The organism is Aquimarina sp. AU58 (assembly GCF_900312745.1).
GTDB lineage: Bacteria > Bacteroidota > Bacteroidia > Flavobacteriales > Flavobacteriaceae > Aquimarina > Aquimarina spinulae.
The window spans coordinates 48,240-70,869 of sequence record NZ_OMPD01000007.1 but is presented as its reverse complement, the minus strand read 5'-3'; the positions used below and the strand labels follow the sequence as shown (position 1 = coordinate 70,869).

16 protein-coding genes are annotated in these 22,630 nt (G+C 33.7%); 5 read left to right on the top strand and 11 right to left on the bottom strand.

Annotated elements, in window-relative coordinates:
* Positions 1 to 56: 56 nt before the first annotated feature.
* Positions 57 to 395, bottom strand: coding sequence for a P-II family nitrogen regulator (locus DK441_RS02890; RefSeq protein ID WP_025664247.1), 339 nt, complete (start codon positions 393 to 395; stop codon positions 57 to 59).
* A gap of 446 nt (positions 396 to 841) precedes the next feature.
* Here DK441_RS02890 and gltB point away from each other — a divergent pair, with 446 nt between their 5' ends.
* From gltB to DK441_RS02875, 3 genes are all read left to right on the top strand, one after another.
* Complete coding sequence (gene gltB / locus DK441_RS02885; protein ID WP_235015696.1) at positions 842 to 5,344, top strand: glutamate synthase large subunit; 4,503 nt, start codon at positions 842 to 844, stop codon at positions 5,342 to 5,344.
* A gap of 13 nt (positions 5,345 to 5,357) precedes the next feature.
* The gene (locus DK441_RS02880) at positions 5,358 to 6,821 is read left to right on the top strand and encodes a glutamate synthase subunit beta (protein ID WP_109097394.1); all 1,464 of its coding nucleotides are present in this window, start codon (positions 5,358 to 5,360) and stop codon (positions 6,819 to 6,821) included.
* Between the two features lie 187 nt (positions 6,822 to 7,008).
* Positions 7,009 to 7,830, top strand: a complete 822-nt coding sequence (locus tag DK441_RS02875) for a hypothetical protein (protein ID WP_025664250.1) — start codon at positions 7,009 to 7,011, stop codon at positions 7,828 to 7,830.
* 185 nt (positions 7,831 to 8,015) lie between these two features.
* Here the strand turns inward: DK441_RS02875 and DK441_RS02870 are convergent, their stop codons facing one another.
* From DK441_RS02870 to DK441_RS02845, 6 genes are all read right to left on the bottom strand, one after another.
* Positions 8,016 to 9,479, bottom strand: coding sequence for a S41 family peptidase (locus DK441_RS02870; protein WP_109097393.1), 1,464 nt, complete (start codon positions 9,477 to 9,479; stop codon positions 8,016 to 8,018).
* Between the two features lie 144 nt (positions 9,480 to 9,623).
* Positions 9,624 to 12,296, bottom strand: coding sequence for a M56 family metallopeptidase (locus tag DK441_RS02865; RefSeq protein ID WP_109097392.1), 2,673 nt, complete (start codon positions 12,294 to 12,296; stop codon positions 9,624 to 9,626).
* Entirely contained in the window at positions 12,296 to 12,655 is a 360-nt protein-coding gene (locus tag DK441_RS02860) for a BlaI/MecI/CopY family transcriptional regulator (RefSeq protein WP_025664254.1), read from the bottom strand. Before DK441_RS02860 ends, DK441_RS02865 begins: the two co-directional genes overlap by 1 nt.
* 166 nt (positions 12,656 to 12,821) lie before the next feature.
* Positions 12,822 to 13,364 carry a hypothetical protein gene (locus DK441_RS02855; RefSeq protein WP_109097391.1) on the bottom strand — a complete coding sequence of 181 codons (543 nt, stop codon included), beginning with the start codon at positions 13,362 to 13,364 and terminating at the stop codon, positions 12,822 to 12,824.
* A gap of 279 nt (positions 13,365 to 13,643) precedes the next feature.
* The gene (locus tag DK441_RS02850; protein ID WP_109097390.1) at positions 13,644 to 14,300 is read right to left on the bottom strand and encodes a fused MFS/spermidine synthase; all 657 of its coding nucleotides are present in this window, start codon (positions 14,298 to 14,300) and stop codon (positions 13,644 to 13,646) included.
* A gap of 57 nt (positions 14,301 to 14,357) precedes the next feature.
* Entirely contained in the window at positions 14,358 to 14,768 is a 411-nt protein-coding gene (locus tag DK441_RS02845; RefSeq protein ID WP_109097389.1) for a heme-binding protein, read from the bottom strand.
* Positions 14,769 to 15,065: 297 nt separating this feature from the next.
* Here DK441_RS02845 and DK441_RS02840 point away from each other — a divergent pair, with 297 nt between their 5' ends.
* Complete coding sequence (locus DK441_RS02840) at positions 15,066 to 15,251, top strand: hypothetical protein (RefSeq protein WP_109097388.1); 186 nt, start codon at positions 15,066 to 15,068, stop codon at positions 15,249 to 15,251.
* A 109-nt stretch (positions 15,252 to 15,360) separates the two neighbouring features.
* On the opposite strand, the gene DK441_RS02835 is transcribed toward DK441_RS02840, so the two are convergent.
* The 4 genes from DK441_RS02835 to DK441_RS02820 all read right to left on the bottom strand — a co-directional run bounded on the left by DK441_RS02835 (position 15,361) and on the right by DK441_RS02820 (position 21,154).
* On the bottom strand, positions 15,361 to 16,599 hold the full coding sequence (locus DK441_RS02835; protein ID WP_109097387.1) for a succinylglutamate desuccinylase/aspartoacylase family protein: 1,239 nt from the start codon (positions 16,597 to 16,599) through the stop codon (positions 15,361 to 15,363).
* Entirely contained in the window at positions 16,583 to 18,460 is a 1,878-nt protein-coding gene (locus DK441_RS02830) for a CBS domain-containing protein (protein ID WP_109097386.1), read from the bottom strand. The genes DK441_RS02835 and DK441_RS02830 overlap by 17 nt, the downstream gene beginning before the upstream one ends.
* 233 nt (positions 18,461 to 18,693) lie before the next feature.
* Complete coding sequence (locus DK441_RS02825) at positions 18,694 to 19,542, bottom strand: alpha/beta fold hydrolase (protein WP_109097385.1); 849 nt, start codon at positions 19,540 to 19,542, stop codon at positions 18,694 to 18,696.
* A 25-nt stretch (positions 19,543 to 19,567) separates the two neighbouring features.
* A complete protein-coding gene (locus tag DK441_RS02820) occupies positions 19,568 to 21,154 on the bottom strand; it encodes a M20/M25/M40 family metallo-hydrolase (protein WP_235015695.1) in 1,587 nt (528 codons plus the stop codon).
* A gap of 62 nt (positions 21,155 to 21,216) precedes the next feature.
* Between DK441_RS02820 and DK441_RS02815 the strand changes: the two genes are divergently transcribed.
* Positions 21,217 to 22,152, top strand: coding sequence for a hypothetical protein (locus DK441_RS02815; RefSeq protein ID WP_109097384.1), 936 nt, complete (start codon positions 21,217 to 21,219; stop codon positions 22,150 to 22,152).
* Positions 22,153 to 22,630 lie beyond the last annotated feature (478 nt).

Here is a 22,630-nt window from a genome sequence, read left to right as displayed (position 1 = left end):
CTATTAAAATTGTTTTTAGTTTTTGATTGGTTAATTTTTGTGAGTAGTGAGACCTATTAGTTTAATGTTTCACCACCCTTTTCCGAAGTGCGAATTCTATAGGCCTCTTTGATGTCGGAAACAAAGATTTTTCCGTCACCAACTTCTCCGGTTTTTGCAGCTTCTAGAATTGCAGAGATTGCAACTTCTTCAAAATCATCATTTACAACAATAGATAAATACCTTCTTTGAATATCTGTGGTACTATAAGAAATTCCTCTATAGACACTTCCTTTTTGTTCATGCCCAACTCCGGTTACATCCCAATACGAGAAAAACATAACACCTTTATTGTGTAAGGCCTCTTTTACAACCCGGTATTTTGATCTCCTGATAATTGCTTCTATTTTCTTCATAAAGAATAAAAGTTAAAATTAATATTGAATTACATTCAAAACTATATATTTTTAATATATACTATCAAATAAATGGGGTTGTTTTGTGTATTTTTATCATTTTATGTTTTTTAACCCTAATAAAATTAGGGTTAAATATTTTTTCACTAAAAAAATAATGATTTAATACTTAAGATATTCAAAATTTTATCGAAAACGTTTTCGTTAAAATCAACTGATAATCAGTTGTATGTGATTTGGTTCTGATTCTTGATTTATTTAGGTTTTTTTACCTAAAAACGCATTGTCAAATTCATAATTAGAAGCCCTTATTTTGTGATTATTTTATTCTGAAGGGGCTTTTTTTATGTAGCTCAGAAAAGTGATTACGAAAGCAGTTTTTTTCTTTCTCTATACTTAATGATTTGTTAATTTCATCTGCTTGAAACACTTTTAGATCAGAAAATATGATGAAGAAACAAGGAATGTATCTACCAGAATTTGAGCATGACGCATGTGGTGCAGGATTCATTTGTAGCTTAGAAGGGAAGAAATCAAACGACATTATTCATAAAGCATTAGAGATTCTTGAAAAACTAGAGCATCGAGGCGCTGTAAGTGCAGATGGAAAGACAGGAGATGGAGCGGGGATTCTAATTGATATACCACATGATTTTTTTACCGAGCATTGTGATTTCAAATTACCAGCTGCCGGAGAATATGCAGTAAGTAATGTTTTCTTACCTAAGAAAGAAAATCAAAGACAGTTTTGTATAGATACCTTCGAACAAAATATTATTGATCAAGGGCTTGTTTTATTGGGGTGGAGAGATGTTCCTGTGGATCATATTCATATTGGTGAGATTGCAGCAACAACAGAGCCATTTATAAAACAAATATTTATTGGTAAAGAAAATGAAGATCAAAATTATTTTGACTTTAATCTAAAACTATTTATAGCACGGAAAGTAACAGAGCATACTATATATGAATCTAAATTATCAGAAAATAAGTTTTTCTATCTACCTAGTTTGTCTACAAAAACCTTGATATTTAAAGGTTTATTGATGCCAGAAGATATTAAGTTGTATTATAAAGATTTATTGAATCCAAAAGTAGTCACTCGATTGGCTTTGGTACATCAACGTTTCTCGACCAATACATTCCCAACCTGGGATCTAGCACAACCTTTTCGATATATGTGTCATAATGGTGAGATTAATACCCTAAGAGGGAATGTAACCAGAATGCGATCTAGAGAAGAGTTATTAGAGAGCGATTGGTTTGGGGAGGATATCAAAAAAATACTTCCGGTGGTATTAAAAGGTAAATCAGATTCGGCTTCTATGGATATGGTTGTAGAATTGTTATTAATGACAGGGAGATCATTGCCAGAAGTCATGATGATGATGGTGCCAGAAGCCTGGGAGAAAAATCCTGAAATGTCTGAGGCTAAGAAAGCCTTTTATGAATATAATTCTTGTTCTATGGAGCCATGGGATGGCCCTGCTTCAATTCCTTTTACAGACGGTAATTATATAGGAGCAGTGTTAGATAGAAATGGATTAAGACCCTCTCGTTATAGTGTAACCAAAGACGGGTATGTAATCATGTCTTCAGAAACGGGAGTAGTAGATATTAAACCAAATAATATCGAATATCACGGAAGGTTAGAACCTGGAAAAATGTTCTTGGTTAATATGGATGAAGGTAGAATTGTGAATGATGAAGAAATTAAAGAAGAAATCGCAGCAAAACATCCCTATCGAGAATGGTTGGATGATAATCTGGTACATTTAAAAGATATACCTTATAATGATTGCCCTTTGTTTTTAGGTGAAGAAACTGTTGCCAAACGAAAACAAATATTTGGATATACTCAAGAAGATATAGACACTATTATTTCTCCTATGGGGCAATTAGGTAAAGAACCCATTGGTTCTATGGGATCTGATACACCAATTGCAATACTTTCTGAGCGCCCGCAATTGATCTACAACTATTTTAAACAATTATTCGCACAGGTGACAAATCCACCATTAGATGGTATTCGCGAAGAATTGATTACCGATATCAGTTTAACTCTGGGGTCTGATCATAATATATTTGATATTAATGAGAAGCATTGTAATAAACTAAAAATCCAAAACCCTGTAATATCAAAAGAAGATCTGGATAAAATCAAAACCTACAGAGGTAAAGGTTTTAAATCTACTTCGGTGTCGATGTTGTATAACATTAATAGAGGATTAAATGGTCTTGAAGATGCATTAGCGATACTGCTCAAAAATGTATCAGAAGCTATTGACGAAGGAACGAATATTATTATACTTTCTGATAGAAATGTGAGTAAACACAGAGCGCCAATTCCTGCGTTATTAGCATGCTCCTATGTTAATAGTGGACTACAAAAGCTAGGAAAACGATCCAAAGTCAGTACTATTATTGAATCTGCAGAACCAAGAGAAGTACATCACTTTGCTTTGTTGTTTGGGTATGGGGCTAGTGCCATTAATCCATATATGGTAAATGAGATTATAGGAGAAGAAATTAAAGAAGATAACATTTCGGGACTCACTTTTGAAGACGCCATATATAACTATAATAAAGCAGTAGGTAAGGGAGTGTTGAAAGTGATGAATAAAATCGGGATTTCTACCTTAAACTCTTATAGAAGTTCTCAACTGTTCGAATGTATAGGTATTCATACCAAAGTCGTTGATCAATACTTCCCTAATACCGCAACACGTATAGAAGGAATAGGGTTATATGAAATCGAAAAAGAAATCTCCAAACGTCATAAAAGAGCTTATGTAGGGCAAGAAGTAGCTGCCAATTTAAGCTTAGAGATAGGAGGGCAGTACCGATGGAGACGTAATGGAGAAAAACATCAGTTTAATCCTTTATCAGTAGCGAAACTACAAAAATCGGTTAGGGATAACGATCCTGAGACGTACGCAGAATATGCCAAATTAATCAATGAACAATCAAAAGCTTTGATGACCATTAGAGGAATGTTGGAGTTTTCTAATTATGACCCTATTTCGATAGATGAGGTAGAACCTTGGACAGAGATTGTAAAACGTTTTAAAACGGGAGCTATGTCGTATGGGTCTATAAGCAAAGAGGCGCATGAAAACCTTGCTGTGGCAATGAACCGTATCGGAGGGAAAAGTAACTCTGGAGAAGGAGGGGAAAATCCACTTCGTTTCTATAAAGATGTAAATGGTGATTGGAAAAACAGTGCAATTAAGCAAGTCGCTTCTGGTCGATTCGGAGTATCTTCAAACTATTTAACGAATGCTGCCGAGATTCAAATAAAAATGGCTCAGGGGGCTAAACCGGGAGAAGGAGGACAATTGCCAGGACCAAAAGTAAATCCCGAAATAGCTAAAACCCGTAATTCTACGCCATATGTAGGGTTAATTTCACCACCACCACATCATGATATTTATTCTATCGAAGATTTATCACAGTTAATTTATGATCTAAAATCTGCAAATAGGAACGCCAGGATAAATGTAAAACTAGTGTCAGAAGTTGGTGTAGGAACTGTTGCAGCAGGAGTGGCTAAAGCAAAGGCAGATGTAGTGCTAATTTCTGGATTTGACGGAGGTACCGGAGCATCACCATTAACATCGTTAAAACATGCCGGACTTCCATGGGAACTTGGTATTGCAGAAGCACAGCAAACATTGGTGGGTAATAACCTGCGTAGTCGTATTGTACTAGAGTGTGACGGACAGTTAAAAACTGGTCGGGATGTTGCGATAGCGTGCCTTTTGGGGGCAGAAGAATTTGGTTTTGCAACAGCGCCTCTGGTAGCATCAGGATGTGTAATGATGCGTGTATGTCACTTAAATACCTGTCCGGTTGGTATAGCCACACAAAACCCAGAACTACGTAAGAAATTTAAAGGAAAACCAGAACATGTCGTAAACTATATGTATTTCGTAGCCCAGGAGTTGCGAGAGATTATGGCACAACTAGGGTTTCGTACTATAAACGAAATGATAGGGCAAGTGAGTAAGTTGAATCATAAAAAAGCAATTGACCATTATAAAGCTGCAGGGGTAGACCTTACACCAATTCTTCATCAAGTAGAAACACCTTCTGGAGTAGATATCTATAATACCGAAAGTCAGGATCATGGTTTGGAGAAATCTATAGATTTTGAAATAATAGAACAAGCACATCCAGCACTCTTCCGTAAAGAAAAAACAGCTTTAGATTTTGATATTTGTAATACCGATCGAGCAGTAGGCGCTATCTTAAGTAATGAAATATCAAAAATATATGGCGCACAAGGATTACCTGATAATACTTTGAAATTAAACTTTGAAGGAGCAGCCGGACAAAGCTTCGGAGCGTTTGCAACCAAAGGATTGACTATGGTGGTTAATGGGAATACTAATGATTATCTGGGAAAAGGACTTTCGGGAGCAAAACTTATCATCAAAGTACCCGAAGAAGCTACGATAATTCCCGAAAATAATGTGATTACAGGTAATGTAACTCTATATGGGGCAACAGCAGGAGAAGTGTATATCAATGGTAAAGCAGGAGAACGATTTTGTGTACGTAACTCTGGAGCAAAAGCTGTAGTTGAAGGCATTGGCGATCATGGATGTGAGTATATGACCGGAGGGATTGCAGTAATTCTTGGAGAAGTAGGTAGAAATTTTGGGGCCGGGATGTCTGGCGGAATTGCGTATATCTATGATGAGAAAAAGACATTTGAAACACATTGCAATAAAGAGGCGCTAAACCTGGATCCCGTGGTAGAGAAAAAAGATATTGAAGAGTTAAAAACACTAATCGAGAATCATTACAATACTACCTTAAGTCCTTTGGCGCAAAGAATTTTGGAAAATTGGGGGAGTGAATTACCAAAGTTTATCAAAATCTTTCCTGAAGAATACAAACAAGCATTACAGCGATTAAAAGAAGAAAAACTAGCACAAGTATAAAACGATATTGAACATGGGAAAGATAACTGGATTTTTAGAATTTGAAAGAGAGATAGAACAATGCGAACCGGTAAAAGATCGTATCAAAGGGTATAAAGAGTTTACCGTGGAAATGCCCGAGGGAAAACTCAAAAATCAAGGAGCACGTTGTATGGATTGTGGGATACCATTTTGTCATAGCGGATGCCCGTTAGGTAACCTGATTCCTGACTTTAATGATGCTGTGTATCGTGGTAGATGGAAAAAAGCAGCAGAAATTCTGCATTCAACTAATAATTTCCCTGAGTTTACAGGAAGGTTATGTCCTGCACCATGCGAAGAAGCTTGTGTGTTAGGTATAAATGAAAACCCGGTAACTATAGAGAATATAGAAAAAAATATCGTAGAGCAAGCTTTTGAAAATGATTGGATTAAACCTAATCCTCCAAATGAAAGAACAGGCAAGACTGTAGCTGTAATTGGATCTGGTCCCTCTGGATTAGCAACTGCACAACAATTAAACCGTGTAGGGCATTTGGTGACCGTTTTTGAAAGAGATGAAAAAGTAGGCGGGCTATTGCGCTATGGTATTCCTGATTTTAAGATGGAAAAATATGTGATTGATCGTCGTGTCGCTATTTTAGAAAAAGAAGGTATTGTTTTTAAAACAAATACACATATCGGAAAAGAGATCAAAGCAGATGAGTTAAAAGCCGATTTTGATGCTGTAGTATTATGTACAGGAGCTACAGTTCGTCGTAATTTACCAGTTAAGGGAGCTAATCTTAGTGGAGTAGTGCAGGCAATGGATTTTTTACCCCAAAATAATAGAAGAGTCGATGGGGTAAAAGATTTAGGAGAGGAAATCCTGGCTACAGAAAAAGATGTGATCGTAATTGGAGGAGGAGATACAGGGTCAGATTGTATTGGTACTTCTGTGCGTCAGGGAGCAACTTCTGTAACTAATTTTGAGATTATGGGCAAAGGAACTATAGAACGTCCTGCGCATCAACCCTGGCCATTTTGGCCAATGCGTTTGCGCACAAGCTCATCTCATCAAGAAGGAGTAGATCGTAATTGGAGTATCTCTACCAAGGAGTTTTTGGGAGATAAAAACGGAAATCTAAAAGGTTTAATCACCACCGAAGTAGAATGGGTAAAAGAAAATGGTCGTTTTACACTAAAAGAAATTCTGGGTACAGAGAAAGAATGGAAATGTGAATTAGCGTTGTTGGCTTTGGGATTTACGGGGTCAGAGCCTACTATTGCAGAACAATTAGGGGTAGATATGGATGCAAGAACCAATATTAAAGCGAGTGAACAAAATTATGCAACCAATGTAAAAGGAGTTTTTGCGGCAGGTGATACTCGTAGAGGGCAATCTCTAATTGTTTGGGCAATTGCAGAAGGTAGGCAAGCTGCATATCATATTGATACCTATTTGATGGGAAGTTCTAATCTGCCACTTAAAGGGGAAGAAGATTTGCCTAGAGTATAAAAAGTATAAGGTATTTTTTATTTTGCTATAATGAGTATTGTTAAAAATATCTAATAAATTTATTTTATTGTTTTTTAACATTATGAATAAGATATTAGCAAGTTTTGTATTGAGATATGGTAATATAATGTAATTTTTAAGTTAAATAATTATATAATTTTCAATAATAATTTTAAACTATATAATTATGTTAACACACAAATTCAAACTCAGTATTTTTTTGACTACTATTTTTTTATGTGTCAGTTGTCAAAATGATGGTTTAGATCAGGAAGATTTAAATCAAGAACGACCATTATCTAAAGAGGCTACGGCAACTTTGGATTATTTGATTGAAAAAGGGTTTTCTAAAGAAGATCTTAAACCAAATTTTGAGGACGAAGCTTTTATGCACGGAGACATGATGATTCCTTTTGCATTAAAAAGTAATAGAGACGCAAACCCACCCAAAAAGGGAAGCATTCAGGAAAAAAACAGATGGTTTTTTGGTGGAGTTGGGGTATACTACAGTAACTCTAGAGATGTTAGATATTATGTTGAAAATAACTATCCAAGAAATTTAGAGTACGCACTTTCCTGGGCTGCTTGGCATTGGAGTGTTTCTAGTCGTAATATTAATATAAGTAGAACGTATAATAGATCGAGTGCAGATATTTTGGTAGGGTCTTGGTATAATTCTAATGAAGGTGCATGGGCGAGAGCACTGTTGCCTGATGGTAGAGGAAATGTTGGCTCTTGGATGAGAGTAAATACAGCTAAACCTCACCCAGGTGATGAATCTACAATGGCGTTACTGATACATGAATTAGGACATAATCTAGGTTACCACCATTCTGATCAAACTTATGGAGGTCATATACCTGGTACTAATGGCGTAGCTTATCATCAAAGCAATAATTGTGGTTCTGTCATGAAAAGCTCTATATATACATGTAATTGGAGATTCAGTTCAACACCAGGATGGTCGAGAGATGATAGAACGGCTATCACTTGGGCTTATGGAAACTAATGATCTAACCTGTAATGTATTTATTATTTAAATGCCTTCATCACTTTAATTAAGATGGCTCTATGACCATAATCATAGAGCCATCTCGTTTTTTGATTGATTGAATTTTGGCTAGTGTATCATTTATGAATATTCAATTTTAGATGTTAAGAAAGAAGTTACTAAAAACCGTTTTAATAAATTTTTTACATTTTTGGTAATAGTTTTTTCAATGCAAATTCCAGAACAGCGTCATTCCCCTCTAGAATATTATGTATAGAGTTTGATACATTGTAATCCGGGACAACGCTTCTTTTCTGGATATGTTCATCTATAGTATACTCTGCATGTAGTAAAGGTAAATAGATTGCTGTTTCGGTATGATCCCCTTTGATAGAAATTTGACGCACACCGTTACTAATACCAGCATATCCATAGGTTTCTGTTCCAACTAAGTCTGCATTTGTATATTCTTTTAGTAAGCCAGCAGCAATACCAGCAGCTGAAGTGGTACCACCATTGATCAGAACGATCAGCCTTCCTTTATAACGATACTCTTCAATTGGATCATAACTCATCAAATCACGTAATAATTCATGTTTTGTTACTTTGAAAGTACCGTCTTTTTTTCTCTTTAATCCAAAGGATTCATTCAAATTAAGTGTATTACCAGTTATTTCTACAAGGTATTTATCATCCACCAAAGTCACTATCTCTTTTGCCGGAGTGATGGGTTGGTTAATAAAATATTGAAGCAAGTAAGCTGCATTACTAGCTTTTCCACCTCCGTTATTTCTTAAATCGATTATTAAGTTCTTAATATTTTTATCAGAAATTTTTTTGAAACATTGCTTATAAAAATCAGGATAAGTATTCTCGGGTTCATCGTAACCATCTTTTATAAACTGGTTTATTTTCAGATAAGCATAATTTTCCTTATTTATCTCAAAGTTAAAAGCTTTTTCAGGCGCTGTTTCTGGCAGATATTTCTTAGATGCTCTAGTTTCATAAACCTCTTTTGAAATTGCTTCAATTTTTGTCTTTATAATTTTCTTGGTTTTATAGTCTCTATACACAAGGTTATATGTAGGTTGTTCTCCAAATATCTCGGGATAGAGTCTGTAAAACGATTTGTATGGCCCTCCTAACCAATGTTGCATACCACTTTGACTTTCACCATCAGAAGAATAATGCGCTAAAATGTCAATAATAATCTCATTACTCAAGTTATTATCAATAGATAGGATTTCAGACCCTTCGGGAATTTCTATAGAGCTAAGATTTTTCACTATAAAAATGCGTTCATCCTTAATATATACTTGAAAGGGGAGTCTTTTTTGATTATTGATAACACTTCCGAGTTTGCCGAATGTATATGCTTGTGTGTGTCCATCATGTATATTCGCTATCAATTGAAGAACAATTCTATAAAATATCTTGGCTTCCATTGGTTTGAAAGTTTGCAACATCAAATCGTTTATCATTTGATTAAACTCTTCATGGTTTTGATGCGTATAAGTTCCAGGGTGAATTTTAATGAGCGCCGTTTTAAATTTTTCTAAGTCAGCCTGCATTTGTTCAGGTTGATAAACTATGGACTCTTGTGCTCTTCCTGTAACCATATACATGCTCAAGAAGCTTATCAGTACTACCCAGTACATCCTATTCATTTTTATTGTTTTAGTAATAATTGAAAACTCCTGAAATAGTTTAATGTTATGGTTGATTATCGGTTCATTGAAAAAACGGGAATGGAATTAATAACCATTCCCGTTTTTTGATTGATTGAATTTTGGCTGACTTACTATAAATATTTAAAAATGAATTTTGATTCTGATGGCTTGTTCTAGTGAAATATCTTTGTCCTGTTCTTTTAAGGATTTTATAAACTCTGGTGTAACATTATGGATTTTAAGACTCTTGGCTTGGTCAGCTGTTATATTTTTAAACCCTATATCTTTAAAAGATTGCACAAACTCTGGAGTAACCCTGTGAATTTTAAAGCTCATGATGTCATCTAGAGGAAGATCACCAAATTGCGTCTTTTTAAACTCTTTAATATATTCTGGAGATACATTATGAATTTTTAGAGATATTAACTTACTTATAGAAAGGTTAGAATACCCTATTTTTAAATATTCTGAAGCAGTATTAGGAGATACGTTGTGTATTTTTAAAGATTTTGCCTCGTCTAAAGAGATATTTTTATATCCAGCTTTTTTAAACGAATCAATAAAATCTGGAGTTACATTATGGATTTTTAAAGCTACAACATCATCAAGCGGAATGTTACTGTACCCAGCCTTGTTGAACATTTTAATAAATTCTGGTGTAACATTATGTATTTTTAATTTAATGATATCATCAATAGGTACATTGTCATAACCAAGTTGCTTAAATTGTCTAATAAAATCATTTGGCGTTTGTTGATCATCTTGTGAGGCACCACGACTATTGGTAGAACTCGATAAGGTATTTTGATCTCTTTTACTTTTAGAGGAAGAAAAACTCTTAGCGGTTTTTACCTGACCTGGTGTGATATCATGAATCTTTAGCTTTATAGCTTCTTGTAACGAAATATTTTTTTGCCCAGCTTTTTTGTATGCCTTTATAAGCTCTGGAGTTACTCCATGAATTTTTAATTTTTTAGCTTCCTGTAAAGTGATATTAGGATATCCAGCTTTCTTAAAATTATTTATGTAAACCGGAGTTACATTATGAATTTTAAGGTTTTTGGCTTCTCGTACAGTAATATTTGTATGTCCGGCCTTTTTAAACGATTCAATAAAATCTGGAGTCACATCATGAATTTTTAATTTCATATAATCATCAAGAGACAGGTTGCCATAACCATTATTTCGATATGATGTAACAAATTCAGAAGATACATTATGGATTTTAGCTTTTGTAATCTTTTTTAAAGATGTTTTATTATCATTTAATGTATTGATGAATGAAATATAGGCAACATCAACATCGAACAAATTAAGCTTACTTACCTCTTCCATTGTATAATTCTCATAGCCTAATCGTGCAAGTTCTTTTCTATACATTTTTAGTTTATCAAGCGGAAGTGATTTATGAATAATATCTTCAAAATCATCTTGATCTATTTTTAGATTTTCACGCTTTAAATAACTAAGGTAATTGTTGTCAAAACCAGTAAGGAAACAATGTACCAAATCTTTGTTGTCTACATGTAAACCATAAGCTTTGAGTGACTTAATAAATGATTCATTAGGAGTAAATTCATATCTTCCATCACCTATTTTGTTGTCAAACCGCCCCACATAAGTTATAGTTCCGGCATCTTTGGTGATTTTAAATTGTTGTCGATCTCCACTTGGGAAATCTTTAAAATATATTGGATCATAGCATCTGGTCATAGACCAGAAATTTCGTTTAAGAGGCTCTGCACTTCTATACATAATGCATAATTTACCTCCTCCGACTTCGGCATCCCATACTCCTTTGGTAAAGTTGTTCTGAGCACTAGATGATATAGATTCTTTTCTAAAATCTACAGTCGGATCCATAGATTCTTTATCATAATTTACCAGTATTTCATTTGGCTTTACCGGGTTAAAAGAAAATACGGTGATAGCAAGTAGTGGAATAATGATTAGGTATTTCCACCCTGATTTTGATGTTGATTTTTTAGAATTCATCATAAGGATTCGTTTTTTGAGAAATGATTGATTGTAACTTGTTGCCAAACCTGTTGGCATATTTGGAGTGGAGACTTTTAGAAGGTTCATTTGGTAAACTTCTCTGTCCTCACCTATATTAAGCATGTTATTGTCTGTTAGGTATTCTAAATTGTTATCGATGGCTCTGCGGTATAACCAGGCAAAAGGATTAAACCACTGCATCATCACTAATAACTCTACTAATAACATATCGATACTATGTTTACCTTTGATATGTACTTGTTCGTGTTTTAGGATTTGTAAATACGTATCAGGATTGTATTGACTGGGGTTCATAAATATCCGATTCCAAAACGAGTAAGGAGCATGTTTTTTATCGGTTTCTACAATTTTATAATCATCAACTTCTACGGTTGGATATTTAGAAATACGATATAGTAGAACTCCTAATTGAATGATAAAATGAATACCAAATACCAATATACCTAATACATATACGTATAGCAGAATTGATCCCCAATCTAAAGATTTACTAACCGAAGTAGTATTGATACCAGAAGTATCGGTGGTTGATATATTTTCAATTTTTGTGGTTGTTTCTGGTATTTTGTAGTCTGCGACAACAGAATTTGAAGGTTGTGCTTCTACTTTTTGAAATAGAGCACTTTTAAATGATAAATTTTCGGGAACCGTAATAAAAGGTAAAGTAAATGAAAGTATAACTAATGATATCAATACCCACCTGTTTAAATGGTAAAAGGTCTCTTTGGAAAGAAAAAATCTATAAATAATATAAGATAATCCTATTAATGCCGAGCTATGTATGATATAGTCCATTATTTCTTGTTTTTTATCAGTTGAATTATTTCTTCTAATTCGTCGGTATTTATCTTTTCTTCCTTAGCAAAGAATTTAACCAAAGCCAAAGGAGAATTGTCAAAATAATTGTGTACTACCTCACCTAATACTTCTTTTTGATACTCATCTTTTGATACTAGAGGATAATACTGAAAACTGTTTCCGTAGGCTACATGACTGATAAATCCTTTTTCTTCTAAAATTTTTACAATCGTAGCAGTAGTATTATAATGCGGTTTAGGGTCAGAAAGCTCTTCAATGATCTCTTTTATAAATGCCTTTTCCAATTTCCACAGACTTTGCATAATCTGTTCTTCTCTTTTGGCTAATTTTTGCATAGTATCAATTTTATAAAACAAACTTACTACTAATCTTTTAGTTTTGCAACTAATTAATTAGTAGTTCGACTAGCTAATTAGTAGTTTTGGTGTGTTAGCTATTGATTCTAAAGGGTTTTCTAGAAGGTGTTAAAAAAATGATAATATGTTTTAGAAGAGGAAGTATCTATTCTAACAATAATCGTAATTCATCACGATTGAGTAGTTCGGGAGTATATTCTGTTACAATCCCATAATTAAAAAATGCACTTTTCATCTTTGTACTATCCTCAATTAGATCAAATATATTGGTGTAAAAATGTTCAACTTTATCATCATTAGTAAGCATGATAAACGATGAGGCAGTAGTGATATATTCATCTTCCTGATATTCTTTTAACTTTAATAGTTTAAATTCGATCTTGGGTGCAATTGATGTGATATTGGCTAACTTAATTGGTTTAGAATATGATATACAATCAAAACAAACTATTAATTTTTTCTGACTTGATTTTAACCGATAGATAATGGTGATTTCTTTATTAACTAATTTTTCAAAACCATCCATGTCTATAAATGCCAAGGTATCCTTAGTATTTGTTTTAACGGTCAAGACTGTCGTGAGGTAATCATCGGGCATGATCAAAGTCTCTTCAACCGATAAAACTGTTGCTTTTATAGTATTAATTTTATTATCCTGACTATGAGTCGTAACTATCTGGTTGGTCATTTTTGATTGGCTACTACTTTCTTTTGAGTTTTTATTAGTGTTACAAGAGAAGCAACAAATCAGGATAATAGATAAAAGGCATGTATTTATTTTCACGACATTGTTTTATATAACATATAATTTGTTATAAATGTAATACATAAATGCTATACGAGAATATCCTGTTTTCTGGGGAAATGTTGTTATCGTATTTTAAGAGTAGAAAAACAGAATATTTCTAAGATCTGTACCGTTTCCGATTAAGAATATATCGAATTCGTAAAAAGTATACCGTAGTTTTTAATCTTCATCTCTTGATTTTTTCTTCCCTATTAACAGTGTGTTGGTTCCTTGAACTTGATTGTGTTGTGAAAATTCTATATCGGGCTTAACCATAGATGTAAGAGAATCGATTTTGATGTTTTCCTTCAAATTAATTCCAGCATTAAACACGATTTGTCCTTCAGGTTTTAATAAGGGAATAAGGTTTTTCCAGAATTGATTTTCATAAAACTGCTTGGGAACTTGATTATCGATAAAAATATCGATGATTATAATTTCAAATTGTGATGCACAACGACCAACATAGAAAAAAGCATCTTCGCAAATGATTTCGAGATTGTGATTATTGGTTATATTGAACTCATTTTTAGCAATTTCGATAACTACTTCATCAATTTCTATAGCGGTAATTTTTCCTTGATGATCAAATGTATTTCTAAGAGGCTCTATTATACTCCCCCCGCCAAGTCCTAGTAAAAGAATTTCGCTATTTGCAGAAATATCTATTAATGAAAGTCCGTAACTAAGTAATTTTTGCAGTGATCCGTAGGAGTAATTTGCATTTTGGCTATCCAGTACTTTTTTACCATTCATCCACGTGAGTTCTAGTGTTCCATTAATTTGTGAGGAAACCTCTTTGGTGAATGGCCATAAATAACTTAATAATCTCTTCATGTATTTCTGTACGTAAAACCTGGTTATTTAATGCCTTGCAATCGATATTATCCATAGTTAAGCATATATACCTAGTGTTGTAGTACCAGCTTCGGCTACTGCATGATCGTTTTCTATGCTGCTGCCACTTACTCCAATAGCTCCTATTATAGTTCCCGAATTGTTTTTAATAGGAATACCCCCCGGAAAAGTAATTAGCCCACCATTAGAATGTTCTATATTATATAAAGGACCTCCAGGTTGTGAAAGCTCCCCGATAACACCAGTATTTTTACCAAAAAGACAAGCCGTTCTTGCTTTTTTAATTGAAATATCAATAGAACCTATCCAGGCCTGATCCATACGTGCAAAGGCAATAAGGTTTGCGCCAGAATCTACTATTGCGATATTCATTTGTGTATGTATAGCTATTGCTTTTTCTTTTGCAGCGTTAATGATTTTTTCTGCTTGCTCTAGAGTGATGTTCATTATTGTTTTGTTTGTAAAATTGCGATTCAAAAATAAAGCTAAATGTTTAATTTCATGATCTAGAAAAGAAAAGATTATTAGATTTAAATCTAATTAGTATTGTTTAGGAGTTTTGCTCATTTTTTTGTTTTTACGGTACCTAAACATAATAATACCTCACACTTTTGAATAGGTTGAAAATCAACTATAAATCATTTAATCAAGCCGAAAACCTTAGTTTATTTGCTTGATCTTAATGGATGTATGCTATTGATTTATATTAATTTAGGTTTGTATTAATTTAAAAATATTTACACGATGAAAAAAATTCTTAATGTAACGGGAGTTACAAAACTTAGTAAAGAACAACAACAAGGTATTATAGGATCAAGTAAAAGACAGGGAGGGTGTTGCCCAACTGGAGGCGGTTGTCGTGTTCAAGGGTTAAGCTTTTGTATACCAGGTATTTGTAATGATATTATTGATGTCTGCACATTTCATTAGCAGATACAAAGAGGGTGAACATTATCGTTTGCCCTCTTTTTTTATTATCTGGAAGCTTACTTTGGAAGCAAAAGATTTTTATCTACGGCCTTGTTTGCCTTTTCAATTACTATTGGTTAAGAGTGTTTATCAACCAATTTTTGCTTTTACTCCATGAAGTATAGCGATATTCTCTCTCTTTTGAAGCACTCTCTCTATTTTTTAGACTTAAGTGTGTTTTGTCTACTTGTTTACTTCGATATCCTAAAAGGTGAAAAAACTGTTTTGTGAAGAAGCGAGCAATCTTAAGATTAACCGTAAGTTCATTTTTTTTATTTGAAGCCCAATGAACACCAGGAAGAATAGTAATTATATTATCAAAATGTACTTTACGAAGGATGGTAGAAAGTTTTAAAAATATCGGATGCACACTATGGATGGTAAAAAAACCATCATTACCTTGATGTTGATATAAAGGCATAAATATCCTCCCGTTTTTTGAAGCTGTTATTATTTTTCCATTACTATGAGCAAGTTGTTCTCCTTTCTGTATCTGTTGAAAATTGACAAATCCAGGCTTCATTTTGAAGACTTCGTTCTCTTTGATTTGGTAGCGCCAATAGATTTCATAGATTTCTGTTGGAGCTTCTGATCCTTTAAGTAGAAGGTTATAATGATAATTATACTCAATATCTTTTTTTGTAACACTCCCTGCAAAAACCATAGTAAGGTAGATAAAAGAAATATGATTTTTAATGGCTTCAGAGTCATCATGCTGTCCTCCTTCAAAACCAAAAGATACATAGCCTAATTCATTAATATAACTTAGTAAAGGACCATCTAGATATTCTTCTATACCTAGTATCATAGGTATAGGATATTGCATTGTATATTTTCTATTTAACAAGCTATCATTAACGGTTAAAAAAGGCATTGTTTTACTCGATGTGGTATGAAGATCCATAAAATAAAACGGCCCACTTTCTTTATTGAGAATATCTTTGATGATGTGATAAATTTCGTACTGCTGCTCTATGTCAAGATTGACATTTGTATCTTTAATGTCTTTGGATAAATTATTAATTCTATCGTGTTTCCAAACTCGATTTAAATCTTCTTTCTGATACCGTTTACCTTTGGCTAATGCCGGGAGATTACCGCTTATGGCATACATAGTTCCTTTTACGGGGATTTGATTGTTTTTTATATGATTAAATACATCATAAAGAGCAAATATTCCGGCGGGCTCATTACCATGAATGCCCCCAATGAAAATGAGAGTAGGTCCCGGATTCGAACCTTTGATACAACTTATTATACGTTCAATCCCTATCGATTGATCTAGAGCTTTACTATAAACTTTTACCATCGTCAAATACCATTACATCATTTATTGTAATAATTCCTACAAGGTCTTTTTTTTGTACTACAGGAAGACAACCAATCTCATGTTTTTTCATTATCTGTATTGCTTTTGATATTGTTGTTTTGGGCTGAACGGTTATTACTTCTTTAACCATAATGTCTGCTACGACACAATTATTATTATCTTCATTTTGATTATCTTTTACGTGGTTCCAGGTTAACAACCCACATAGTTTACCTGGTTTACTTTCTACAGGAACATGATGAATATTCTTCCATTTCATAATGTGTATTGCCAGATTAGCCAAATCATACGCGTCTACTGTAAACAGCTTTGTAGACATAATATGCCCCACTAATGTTGGGGTTTTATGCATTCTGGGTAATGTTTTTGTGTTAAGTACGGGCCATTCATGAACTGGATATCCACTTTCTTGGTTCTGGTATAGAGTTTTAGTAAGTGTTCTTAGTGCATCATCTTTTTTCATGGTTTTTTGAAGAAAGCGATAGTTTTTAATATTCCATTCTGCTGCGGTAGTACCTCTGGCACGACTTTCTATAATTCGCAAAAATCGTTCCCTGTCATCAGTATTAATCTTAGCTATTTTTAAACCCTGGTGAGCTATGGGTAACAATTCTTTTAGTATTAGATTTTGAATAGAAATAGAAGACCCCATCCAGTTTATGATTGTATCTTTTCCTGTTCGTGCAGCTTTTATGAAATTTCCTTTTGCATTTCTGAAATCCATGTGATCGGGCATGTTATCATATTTTGAAGGACGCCCTATCATTAATCCGGCCCAAAAAGCAAAGTTTGCGATTTCATCTAGGGTAGTAGGGCCAGAAGGGATATATCGATTTTCGATTCTAACATGAGCTTTTCCACCACCAACACCATAACAAGGGCGATTCCATCTATACACAGTACCATTGTGTAAGGAAAGAGCTTGCAATTTTGGAATGCTTCCTTTTTTAAGTTCTGAAACAGAATTGGCTACTATATCACGAGACAAAACCACCTTATGTTGCGCAACATCATTTTTAAAAATTTCTGCTACAGACCCCGATGCCCACTGATTACTAAAACTCACCCGGGCTCTTCTATCTTTTAAGGCATAAGAAGAACTCCTGATATCCATACTCTGACGAAATAATGCAATTCGGGTTTCACTCCATAATTCTCTTCCAAACAATAGAGGTGAGTTGGTACATATTCCCAGGACAGGAGCAGATATGGCCTGAGCCCAATTATAACTGGAAACAAAATCCTGCGGAGGTATTTGAAGATGCATTTGAAAACTAGTATTGCAAGCTTCAAAAAGTACAGATTTATGATGAATATTTAATTCATCTATACCTCTTATATGAAGTTCAAAATCTGTTCCTCTTTGTGTTTTCAGAATATCATTTAAAGCCGAATACCTAGGGTTGGGAGTCATATACTCTAGTTCGAGATGACGCTTCCCTATTGTTGGTAAAATACCAGTAAGCAATATTTTGGTGTCTAATTGACTAGCCGCTGCTTTAGCTTTAAAGATAAGTTGATTTAGTTCGTTCTCTATTTTAGAAAAACAATCTTCTTTAAGTTCTGTAGGATCCAGATTAATCTCTAAATTATATTTTGCTAATTCTGTAGTGAAGTGAGGATCATTAATCACTTTTAGAATCTCTTCTGCATTTTCTGCAGGCCTCCAGTTACTGTTTACCAAACAAAATTCTTGTTCAGCACCAATTCGAACTATATCTTTCTCGATCAAATCTTGCTCCAGCATCATTTCTAAAGCTTTTATATCATCGAGTAGATGCCCTATATATTTGGCTCGTTTTTTTTGGTCTACATTACTATGAACATTGTGCTCTCCCATACTATTGCATATTATGATTATAATAAGTACATCTGAAACCTTTTACATCATCATAAATTAGTATATGATAGGTGTTGATTGGATTCAGTAATTAGCAACAGTTTTAAATGTATTGACTTTTTAAGTTATAAAAAATGCGATTTGTCATAGTTATTTACTTTTTTATAAGTAATACTAAAGTAAAAGTCGCTAAAAGTGTGGTTAATATGAAAGATCACTTGTGATGAAATGAATTATATAGCATCAAACCAGATTAAAGTTTTTGCCCAGAGCGTATGTTTAAATTTCCTACTAAAAAAACCAAAATGCCCTATTTTATCTACCGGAATTTCATGTAGTTGTATCATTTTAATTTCTTTTTCAGATTTTTCAAACAGATTATGTATTCTGGTAATGGCAGGTCTTGTCCCGATAGGATCATCTTCTACGCCTAGCGTAAGAAGTTTTGATGCGCAGGTATCATAATAAAAAGTAATACCAATAGCTTCCATTTGTTTTTTCATATCGGCATGTCGTCTTCGGTTATTCCATTGTTCGATTACACCTTTAGGAACGTCTTCTAGTAGTCCCAGTTTTTTTCCGGGGAAATAGCCAAATAGATTTGTAATCATAGGAAAAACAATATGCCATAAAACATAGATTTTGGTTCTCTGGTTCTTAGACCAATCTTTATAATATGCTGTCTGTGCTCCAATATTGATAATTCCACTAATTTGATTACTCTTTTCGGTCATCCCAATAATTGTTCCTCCAATACTATGACCAAGAGTTACTATTTTGTGATTTGGAAACTTTTTTTTTGCATAATCGATTACTCCAGAAAAATCTTTTTGCCCCCAATCTGTAAAAGAAGCTTTAAAACCACTAAGTTTTTTAGGTCTGGAACCTGCAATTCCTCTATAATCATAGGTAATTACCTGATATCCATTTTTTGCCATGTATACAGCATAGTGATGATATAATTTTTTATCCACAGCTGTGGCAGAATTAATAATCAATACTTTGTTTTTATCGATGATCTCCTCACATGGATATACCTTTCCTGATAAGGAATAATTATCTATGGCAGGAATACTAATCATATACAAGTATTTGGTTACTGTAGTGTTACAGTTTTTGTGTTAATATTGCTGTAATTGTTTTAATACCTTCAATATAATTGCCAAGCCTAATATTTTCATTAGGGCTATGTTGGTTGTTATCTTTATTTACAGTAGGGACAATAACAGCGGGAATATTTAAAGTATTTACAAATGGTGAAATGGGAATAGAGCCTCCACCAGTACGAATTTGTATAGGAGGTTTGCCAAAAGCTCTTGTCAATGCTTTTCTTAACCATTTCCCTATCTCGGTATCAAAATCGGTTCTAAAAGCATCATAAGCAATTTGATAATTAAATCGAATAATTTTTGAATATTTCATCCGCTCATCTTCAGTAGGGGTGCTATCTATAATATGATATCCCTGATCTAAAATATGTTGTCTTACCATATCAACCATATGCTGTGCATTGGTTTCTTTAACAAGTCTGATATTCATTTCGGCGATAGCACTAGAGGGGATTATTGTCCTTGTTTTATTACCCACCCAACCCGATTGTAGTCCAAGAATCCCTAAAGAAGGGTATTGTATAGATTCTTGATATGTATTTGCTATGTTATCTATTGAAGCTATCCCAAGCTTTTTTCTAATTATTTTTTCGTCATCAGGTACCTGGCTTAGGATTTTTTTTGTTTCCTCAGATATTTCGATTCCATCATACCAACCAGGTATTGCAACTCTTCCGTCTTCTTGCATCATCGAACCTAATAGTTGAGCAAGGCGTAATGCTGGATTGGGAACATAATTACCATAATGACCACTATGTTGCGGCGCTTTGGGGCCAAAAACCTCGAGAGATAATGTTGTTATTCCTCTTGCTCCATATACTAATGTGGGTTGATTAGAAATATGCCTTGGACCATCAAAAATAACAAGCATATCCGAGGCCAATTCTTGTTTATAATCTAATACAGCTTTGGGTAACCTAGGAGAACTAATTTCTTCCTCAAAATCCATAATGACTTTAATGTTATAATTAGGCTCATGTTTAAATTTATTAATAATATCCATCGCTTTTAGAAACATAACAACAGGTCCTTTGGCATCAGACGTTGATCTGGCAAAAATTCTCCAGTCGGGATTAATTTTACCAGTTAATTTATGTAATGGAATGGTGTTCCATTTTCCAGCATTATCTTGTTCTTTTAGTACTGCCTTATATGGGTTTTCCTGAAACCATTTGGTAGTATCAACAGGTTGCCCATCTATTTGAAGGTAGATTAACACAGTTTTTTTTGCATCCTTATGTTGCCTATTGGCGAGCAGTAAAGGAATTTTCTCTGTTATAAGGCGTTTGGATGTAAATCCACGGTCTTTAAATGCTTTTTCACACCACTCTATATTTTTTGCTATATCCTTTGGATAGTGAGCATCATTGGGTAAACTCAAAAGTTCTATCAATTCATTAAAAGAATTCTTGGCATAGGTGAGTGAAAGTTTATCCAATTCACTGTCATGTAACGATTGCGCAGTAGAGGAGAAGGTGAGAAAAAGTAGAGTAGTTGTAATGATACATCGAGTTATAATCATATGTGTAGAAGAATTAGATGTTACCGATAATTGTAAATGTATATAAAAGATTAGAATAGGCATTTTTATTTTAAATAACCTTAACAAGTTTTCTTATATTCGATTCAAATTAAATCATTTAGGCTATGCACATTTATAAGTTAATCCTGATTTCTTCATTTACATTGGTGTTGTGTTTTTCTTGTAAAAATGAAAAAACACCAGAAGTTAAAGAAAAGGAAGAAAAGCCTGCTGTAAAGACAGTAGATAAAAAAGATCCAGTTACAACACTTTCGCAAAAGATGAACAACCAATATGAGGAAGCAAAACAGGATTTTCTTACAGATTCAACTAATATCGATAATATCATTTGGTATGGAAGAAGAACTGCATATTTAGGGAAGTATGAAGAAGCTATAGAGATTTACTCTAATGGAATTAAAAAGCATCCTAATGAAGCTCGATTATACAGGCATAGAGGACATCGTTATATTTCTATAAGAGAATTTGATAAAGCAATACATGATTTAGAGTTTGCAACGACATTAATAAAAGGAAAGGATAATACTATTGAACCCGATGGATTACCTAATGCCATGAATATCCCCGTAAGCAGCCTGCACGGAAACATATGGTACCACCTGGGATTAGCATATTACTTAAAAAACGATATGAAAAAAGCCTATCATGCTTACCTTAATTGCAGAAATTTAAAATCTAATGATGATAATACAGTCTCGAGTACTAACTGGTTATATATGATCCAGAGAAGAATAGGAAACGAAGACAGAGCAAAAGAGTTATTAGATTTGATAACAAATGATATGACCATTATTGAGAATACCAGTTATTATCATCTATGTAGATTCTATAAAAAGATAATTCCTATTGATTCATTACAAACGGGAAAAGATGCACCTCAGGATGATGCAACTCGGTATGGGATTGCCAATTGGTTTTTTTATAATGGGAACAAAGAGAAGGCAAAAGTACATTTACAAGAAATCCTGAAAGGTAAATCACGAAACTCTTTTGGATATATTGCAGCAGAATCTGATTTTTCGAGATATTTTGGTGAGTGAATGTATTTTAAGATGATGTAAATAAGTGGCTTAAGATGTTTTGGTGTAAAACGGCACCTTTGTTATTTCATTTTGAAAAATTTTACTAGGATTAAAAAATTAAGTGAAACCCATGAAGAGAGAGACATAATCGAAAAAATAATTTTCTTGCGAATAGGCTGAGATTCTTCTGAAAGAAAAAAGAAACACATGCTTGTAACCAGTATACCAAAACCAAGTATAATACATATAGAAAATAGGTAAATGACTTTTGCTTTATTTGTCTTTAATGTGTTTATAAATAAGAGAAATAAGCCAATTGATGCGGGAATCCACGGAGTTATGCGTGTCACCTGAAATTGTAAATAGTGCCCAATACAACTAATAACACTACACAGAATTAGAATTATAGAGTGGATGTTTATAATACGTTTCATCTTTATTAATGCGTATTTGCTTTAAAATGGGAGATGAAGCGATATCGACATCTCCCAGATTC

Bases quoted from the DNA above. Each gene is read 5' to 3' on its own strand.
- DK441_RS02890 (WP_025664247.1), bottom strand. From the start codon at position 395: ATGAAGAAAATAGAAGCAATTATCAGGAGATCAAAATACCGGGTTGTA.
- gltB (WP_235015696.1), top strand. From the start codon at position 842: ATGATGAAGAAACAAGGAATGTATCTACCAGAATTTGAGCATGACGCA.
- DK441_RS02880 (WP_109097394.1), top strand. From the start codon at position 5,358: ATGGGAAAGATAACTGGATTTTTAGAATTTGAAAGAGAGATAGAACAA.
- DK441_RS02875 (WP_025664250.1), top strand. From the start codon at position 7,009: ATGTTAACACACAAATTCAAACTCAGTATTTTTTTGACTACTATTTTT.
- DK441_RS02870 (WP_109097393.1), bottom strand. From the start codon at position 9,479: ATGAATAGGATGTACTGGGTAGTACTGATAAGCTTCTTGAGCATGTAT.
- DK441_RS02865 (WP_109097392.1), bottom strand. From the start codon at position 12,296: ATGGACTATATCATACATAGCTCGGCATTAATAGGATTATCTTATATT.
- DK441_RS02860 (WP_025664254.1), bottom strand. From the start codon at position 12,655: ATGCAAAAATTAGCCAAAAGAGAAGAACAGATTATGCAAAGTCTGTGG.
- DK441_RS02855 (WP_109097391.1), bottom strand. From the start codon at position 13,364: ATGACCAACCAGATAGTTACGACTCATAGTCAGGATAATAAAATTAAT.
- DK441_RS02850 (WP_109097390.1), bottom strand. From the start codon at position 14,300: ATGAAGAGATTATTAAGTTATTTATGGCCATTCACCAAAGAGGTTTCC.
- DK441_RS02845 (WP_109097389.1), bottom strand. From the start codon at position 14,768: ATGAACATCACTCTAGAGCAAGCAGAAAAAATCATTAACGCTGCAAAA.
- DK441_RS02840 (WP_109097388.1), top strand. From the start codon at position 15,066: ATGAAAAAAATTCTTAATGTAACGGGAGTTACAAAACTTAGTAAAGAA.
- DK441_RS02835 (WP_109097387.1), bottom strand. From the start codon at position 16,599: ATGGTAAAAGTTTATAGTAAAGCTCTAGATCAATCGATAGGGATTGAA.
- DK441_RS02830 (WP_109097386.1), bottom strand. From the start codon at position 18,460: ATGGGAGAGCACAATGTTCATAGTAATGTAGACCAAAAAAAACGAGCC.
- DK441_RS02825 (WP_109097385.1), bottom strand. From the start codon at position 19,542: ATGATTAGTATTCCTGCCATAGATAATTATTCCTTATCAGGAAAGGTA.
- DK441_RS02820 (WP_235015695.1), bottom strand. From the start codon at position 21,154: ATGCCTATTCTAATCTTTTATATACATTTACAATTATCGGTAACATCT.
- DK441_RS02815 (WP_109097384.1), top strand. From the start codon at position 21,217: ATGCACATTTATAAGTTAATCCTGATTTCTTCATTTACATTGGTGTTG.